Annotated in this window: 4 protein-coding genes; all 4 read right to left on the bottom strand. The window is 71.7% G+C overall.

The annotated features are described in order from the left end of the window. Window positions 1-58 precede the first annotated feature (58 nt). Complete coding sequence (obgE, locus tag BIV24_RS18405) at window positions 59-1495, bottom strand: GTPase ObgE (protein WP_071367435.1); 1437 nt, start codon at window positions 1493-1495, stop codon at window positions 59-61. A 142-nt stretch (window positions 1496-1637) separates the two neighbouring features. Further along, a complete protein-coding gene (rpmA, locus tag BIV24_RS18400) occupies window positions 1638-1892 on the bottom strand; it encodes a 50S ribosomal protein L27 (RefSeq protein ID WP_061922958.1) in 255 nt (84 codons plus the stop codon). Window positions 1893-1906: 14 nt separating this feature from the next. After that, on the bottom strand, window positions 1907-2227 hold the full coding sequence (rplU, locus tag BIV24_RS18395) for a 50S ribosomal protein L21 (protein ID WP_071367434.1): 321 nt from the start codon (window positions 2225-2227) through the stop codon (window positions 1907-1909). Window positions 2228-2577: 350 nt separating this feature from the next. Next, a complete protein-coding gene (locus BIV24_RS18390) occupies window positions 2578-6513 on the bottom strand; it encodes an Rne/Rng family ribonuclease (protein ID WP_071367433.1) in 3936 nt (1311 codons plus the stop codon). Between the last annotated feature and the right edge of the window lie 70 nt (window positions 6514-6583).

The following is a 6583-nucleotide window of genomic DNA, read 5'->3' as shown; positions in this document are numbered from 1 at the left end:
GCGTGGGGGAACGCACCGGACGCCGCTCCTTAACGGGCAAACGTTGCCTGCCACGGCACTAGAACGCATCGAAGTCGTCGAATTCCTGCTCGACCTCGTCGCGCTCGGCCTGCCGGTCGCGCCTGCGCTGTGCGGCCGGGCGGGCCCCCTCGAACCGGTGGTCCTCGCCACGTCGGCCCAGCATCTCGGCGCCCGCCATCACCGAGGGCTCCCAGTCGAAGACGACCGCGTTGTCCTCCGGGCCGATGGCGACGCCGTCGCCGGACCGGGCGCCCGCCTTCATCAACTTCTCCTCGACACCGAGGCGGTTGAGCCGGTCGGCGAGGTAGCCGACGGCCTCGTCGTTGTTGAAGTCGGTCTGGCGCACCCACCGCTCGGGCTTCTCGCCGCGCACGCGGAAGAGGCCGTCGTCCTCGCGTACGACGGTGAAGCCCGCGTCGTCGACGGCCTTGGGCCGGATGACGATCCGGGTCGCCTCCTCCGTCGGCTTGGCGGCCCGCGCCGTGGCGACGAGGTCGGCGACGGCGTACGACAGCTCCTTCAACCCGAGATGGGCCACGGCGGACACCTCGAAGACGCGGTATCCGCGGGCCTCCAGGTCCGGCCGCACCATCTCGGCCAGATCCCGGCCGTCGGGTACGTCGATCTTGTTGAGGACGACGATCCGCGGACGGTCGCCGAGGCCGCCGTACTGCTTCAGCTCCTCCTCGATGATGTCGAGGTCGCTGACGGGGTCGCGCTCGGATTCCAGCGTCGCCGTGTCCAGCACGTGCACGAGCACGCTGCACCGCTCGACGTGCCGCAGGAACTCGAGGCCGAGGCCCTTGCCCTGGCTGGCGCCCGGGATGAGGCCCGGCACATCGGCGATGGTGTACACGGTCGAGCCCGCGGTGACCACGCCCAGGTTCGGTACGAGGGTGGTGAACGGATAGTCGGCGATCTTCGGCTTCGCGGCGGACAGCACGGAGATGAGCGAGGACTTGCCCGCGCTCGGATAGCCGACGAGCGCCACATCCGCGACCGTCTTCAGCTCCAGGACGATGTCCTGCAGGTCACCGGGCACGCCGAGCAGCGCGAAGCCGGGCGCCTTGCGGCGGGCCGAGGCCAGCGCCGCGTTGCCCAGTCCGCCGCGACCGCCCTGGGCGGCGATGTACGAGGTTCCGTGCCCGACCAGGTCGGCCAGCACGTTCCCCGCCTTGTCGAGCACGACCGTGCCGTCCGGAACCGTCAGGACCAGGTCCTGACCGTCCTTGCCGGAACGGAAGCCGCCCTCGCCGGGCTTGCCGTTGGTGGCCTTGCGGTGCGGCGAGTGGTGGTATTCGAGGAGCGTGGTGACGGACTGGTCGACGGTGAGGATCACATCGCCGCCACGGCCGCCGTTGCCGCCGTCGGGGCCGCCGAGCGGCTTGAACTTCTCGCGGTGGACGGAGGCACAGCCGTGGCCTCCGTTACCCGCGGCGACGTGCAACTCGACGCGGTCCACGAAGGTGGTCATGGTTCGGTGCCTCCAGAAACGTAGGGGACATGTCCCCGCTCACAGTGTCTATTCCAAAACGCGCGAAGGCGGACCCGCCTTCCCGACCGGGAAAGTGAGGTCCGCCTCGCGAAGATTCGCGATTGCGCGCGAAGACGTCCGGTCAGGCGACCGGGACGATGTTCACGACCTTGCGGCCACGGTGGGAGCCGAACTCCACCGCACCGGCCTGCAGCGCGAACAGCGTGTCGTCACCGCCACGGCCGACGCCCGCGCCGGGGTGGAAGTGGGTGCCGCGCTGGCGGACCAGGATCTCACCCGCGTTGACGACCTGACCGCCGAAGCGCTTCACGCCGAGCCGCTGGGCATTCGAGTCGCGACCGTTCCGGGTGGACGATGCGCCCTTCTTGTGTGCCATCTCTCCTCAGTCCCTTACTTCGCAGCCGTGGGGATCGCGGTGACCTTGATCGCCGTGTACTGCTGGCGGTGGCCCTGGCGACGGCGGTAACCGGTCTTGTTCTTGTAGCGCAGAATGTCGATCTTCTGGCCCTTGTGGTGGTCCACGACCTCGGCCTGGACCTTGATGCCGGCCAGCACCCACGGGTCGCTGGTCACGGCGTCGCCGTCGACCACGAGCAGGGTCGAGAGCTCGACCGTGTCGCCAACCTTGGCAGTGGAAATCTTGTCAACCTCAACGATGTCGCCGACAGCAACCTTGTGCTGGCGACCACCGCTGCGCACGATGGCGTACACGCGGATCTCACTCTCTCACTCGGGAAACGGCTCCCCGCAGTCCAGCTGCCCGGCACGAGCAGCCTCTCCCGAAGCGCCCGGCGCCCGGGAGGAAGAGGTTTACGGGGATGTGGCATATCAGTGGACATGCCGACGGCCTAGGTTACGGGGCGCCACGCCGGGCGGTCAAACCGGACCTTGCGGGACCGTCGGCAACGGCGCCGACGGCGCCTTGAACCGCGCGTCACGAAACGAAACGGAGCGGAACGAAACGCCTGAGCAGGGCCATCACAGAAGCGCGGGACACCGATGGGTTCCATCGGTGTCCCGCGCTTCTTCGCTCGCGGCGCCCCAAGGTGCCGAGGGCCGGGTCAGTCCTCCGTCGTGGCCGAGACGGACGGCTGCGTCTGCTGCGCCGCTGCCGTCTTCTTCGCCGCCGCCTTCTTGGCGGTCGTCTTCTTGGCGGCGGTCTTCTTGGCCGTCGTCTTCTTCGCGGCGGTCTTCGTCGCCGTCGCCTTCTTGGTGGCGGCCTTCTTCGCCGTCGCCTTCTTGGCGGTCTTGCGAGCCGCCTTCTTGGCGGGCGCCGGCGCCTCGGCCTCGGCGGAAACCTCCGCCTGCGGCTCGACGGGAGCCTCCGCCGCCGACGGGACGACCATGACGGCCGTCTCCTCGGACGAGGTGGGCGCGGTGGCCTTACGCACCGCCCGGCGGCGCGGACGGGCCGGAGCGGCGTCCTCGGCAGGCGCCTCGACCGGCGCGACGACCGGCTCGGCGGGAGCCTCGGCAACCGGCTCGGCAGGAGCCTCGACCGGCGGCGCGTGCTCCGTGACCGTCACCACGGTCTCGGCGGGCGAACCAGCCGGTGCCGACACCTTGCGGGTCGCACGGCGACGCGTGCGGCCCTTGGGCGCGGCCTCCTCCTCGACGGGCGCGGGTGCCTCGACGACCGGGGCCTCGGCCGCCACCGGCTCCGCCTCCGCGGCCTCCCGGGACTTCGGGGCGCGCTCGTCCTTACGGGACTTCGGCGCCCGCTCCTCGGTCCGCGGCGCACCTGCCGGGGCCGACGCCCGCCGGGTCGCCCGGCGCCGCGAACGGCCGCGGGAAACGGCGGCCTCGGCCTCGGCGACGCTGCTGTACAGCTCCTCGTCGGGCGCGAACGCCGGTTCGGGCAGCGCGACGGGAGCCGCGGCCTCGGCGGCCACCTCGACCTCGGTCTCGACGGCCGGTGCGGCCACGGCGGTCTCCTCGGCCTCCGCGACCACCACCTCGTGCGTCTCGGCCTCGGCAACGCCCCGGCCACGCTTCTTGCGCTTGCCGCCACCCGTGGCGGCCTGGTCCAGGTGCACGATCACGCCACGGCCGTTGCAGTGGACGCAGGACTCGGAGAAGGACTCCAGCAGACCCTGTCCGACGCGCTTGCGCGTCATCTGGACGAGGCCCAGCGAGGTCACCTCGGCGACCTGGTGCTTCGTACGGTCCCGGCCCAGGCACTCCAGCAGGCGCCGCAGCACCAGGTCGCGGTTGGACTCCAGCACCATGTCGATGAAGTCGATGACGATGATGCCGCCGAGGTCGCGCAGCCGCAGCTGGCGGACGATCTCCTCGGCCGCCTCCAGGTTGTTCCTGGTGACGGTCTCCTCGAGGTTGCCGCCCTGACCGGTGAACTTGCCCGTGTTGACGTCGATGACGACCATCGCCTCGGTCCGGTCGATCACCAGCGAACCGCCGCTGGGCAGCCACACCTTGCGGTCCAGCGCCTTGGCGAGCTGCTCGTCGATCCGGTACGTGGCGAAGGCGTCGACCTCGCTCGTCCACTTCTGCAGCCGGCCGGCCAGGTCGGGCGCGACGTGCGAGACGTACCCGTGGATGGTCTGCCAGGCGTCGTCACCGCTCACGAGGACCTTGGAGAAGTCCTCGTTGAAGATGTCACGCACCACGCGGACGGTCATGTCCGGCTCGCCGTACAGCAGCGTCGGCGCGCCGCCGTTCTTCGCCTTCTTCTGGATCTCCTCCCACTGCGCCTGCAGTCGCTCGACGTCGCGGCGCAGCTCCTCCTCGCTCGCGCCCTCGGCGGCGGTGCGCACGATGACGCCCGCGTCCTCGGGAACGATCTTCTTGAGGATGGTCTTCAGCCGGGCCCGTTCGGTGTCGGGCAGCTTGCGGCTGATGCCGGTCATGGAGCCCTCGGGCACGTAGACCAGGTAGCGGCCGGGCAGGGAGACCTGGCTGGTCAGACGGGCGCCCTTGTGTCCGATCGGGTCCTTGGTGACCTGGACGAGCACGGACTGCCCGGACTTCAGCGCGGACTCGATGCGCCGCGGGCCGTTCGCCAGCCCCAGCGCCTCGAAGTTGACCTCACCGGCGTACAGCACGGCGTTGCGCCCCTTGCCGATGTCGATGAAGGCGGCCTCCATCGACGGCAGGACGTTCTGCACCTTGCCGAGGTAGACGTTGCCGACGTACGAGGTCGACTGCTCCTTGTTGACGTAGTGCTCGACGAGCACGCCGTCCTCCAGGACGCCGATCTGCGTGCGCTCGCCGCTCTGGCGTACGACCATCACGCGCTCGACGGCCTCGCGGCGGGCCAGGAACTCCGCCTCGGTGATGATCGGGACGCGACGGCGGCCCTGCTCACGGCCTTCCCGGCGGCGCTGCTTCTTGGCCTCCAGACGGGTGGAGCCCTTGATGGACTGCACCTCGTCGACGTCTTCCTTCTTGCGGGGCTCGCGGACCTTGACGACCGTGCGCTCCGGGTCGTCGGACGAGGACTCGGTGTCGACGGCCGTGTCACCGGCCCGGCGGCGACGGCGACGGCGGCGACGGCTGCCGGAGCCCTCCGGCTCCTCGCCACGCTCCTCCGCGGCCTCCTCGGCGTCCTCCTCCACCTGCTCGGCGGTGTCCTCGGCGTCCTGTGCGGCCTGCTCGGCGGCGAGTTCCTCGGTCTCCGCGGACTCGCCCTCGGCGGACTCACCACGGCGACGGCGACGGCCACCACGGCGGCGGCGACGGCGCGAGCCGGACTCCTCGAACTCCTCGGCCTCCTCGCCCTCGACGGACTCCTCCGGCTCCTCGGCCTCCTCCACCTCTTCGGTGGTCTCGGGCGTCACGGCCACGGGCTCCTCGTCACCACCACGGCGACGACGGCGGCGGCGCGGACCGGCGGTCTCCTCCTCAGCGGCCACCTCCTGCTGCTCCGCGGCCTCGGCGGCAGCGGCAGCGGCAGCGCGCTCCGGGGTCTGGAACATGGGCTCGGCGAACACCGGCGCCTGGAACGTGGGAACAGCGGGACGCGCGGGACGCTGCCCGGACTCGGACGACTCCGCGCCGGCAGACTGCGCGGGCTCGGAGAAACCACCGGCAGCCTTACGGGCGACGCGACGGCGGCTGCGGCGGGGGGCAGCAGCCTCGGCGACCGGCTCCAGCTCCGGCGTAGCGGTCGCCGGGGCGGGAATCTCGACGGCCTCGGTGGCCACGGGTGCTGCGGCGGCCTCTTCCTCGGGGGCTCCGGCGGGCGCCGACACCCGGCGACGGGAGCGGCGGGGGGCGGTCTCCTCGGCGACGGGAGCCTCGACGGCCGCCTCGGCGGCGGGCACCGGCTCGGCCTCCTCGCTCACCGCTGCCTCGGCGGCGACGGGAGTCTCGGCCGGCGAGGACACCCGGCGCGTGGCACGACGACGCGTACGACGCGGCGCCGCCTCCTCCACCTCAGCCACCACGACCTCGGCCGCAACAGCAGGCACCTCGACGGCCTCAGAAGCCTCGGCAGCCTCCGTAACGGCGGGCTCCACCACCTCAACCGCCTGCGTGGACTCCGGCGCCCCGGCCGGCGAAGACACCCGGCGCGTGGCACGACGACGCGTACGACGCGGCGCCGCCTCCTCCACCTCAGCCACCACGACCTCGGCCGCAACAGCAGGCACCTCGACGGCCTCAGAAGCCTCGGCAGCCTCCGTAACGGCGGGCTCCACCACCTCAACCGCCTGCGTGGACTCCGGCGCCCCGGCCGGCAAAGACACCCGGCGCGTGGCACGACGACGCGTACGACGCGGCGCCGCCTCCTCCACCTCAGCCGCAGCGGCGGCCTCATCGGAAACGGCGGCCTCGGCCACCGCCTCCGCCTGTTCGATCTCTTCCGCCCCAGTGGTCTCCGCGGCCGGTATGGCCGATGCCACCTCTGCCACGGCCTCGGCGGCGGCCGTCGGCGTGCCCGCCGGACGCGACGCGACGCGGCGTCGGCGACGCGGGGGGAGGGTGTCGCTGGGGGTGTTGTGTTCGGAACCCTTGATGGGCTCGGTCGGTTCGAGCATGCGGGCGTTTCTCCCGTCAGGCTCCCGGGCGCCGCGCCTGGTCCGGCATCGCCGGTGACGTCCGCGGCTC

Origin of the sequence: Streptomyces colonosanans, assembly GCF_001866645.1 — a bacterium.
GTDB lineage: Bacteria > Actinomycetota > Actinomycetes > Streptomycetales > Streptomycetaceae > Streptomyces > Streptomyces colonosanans.
Note: the sequence above shows the minus strand (reverse complement) of the source record. Positions and strands in the feature narration are given on the sequence as shown.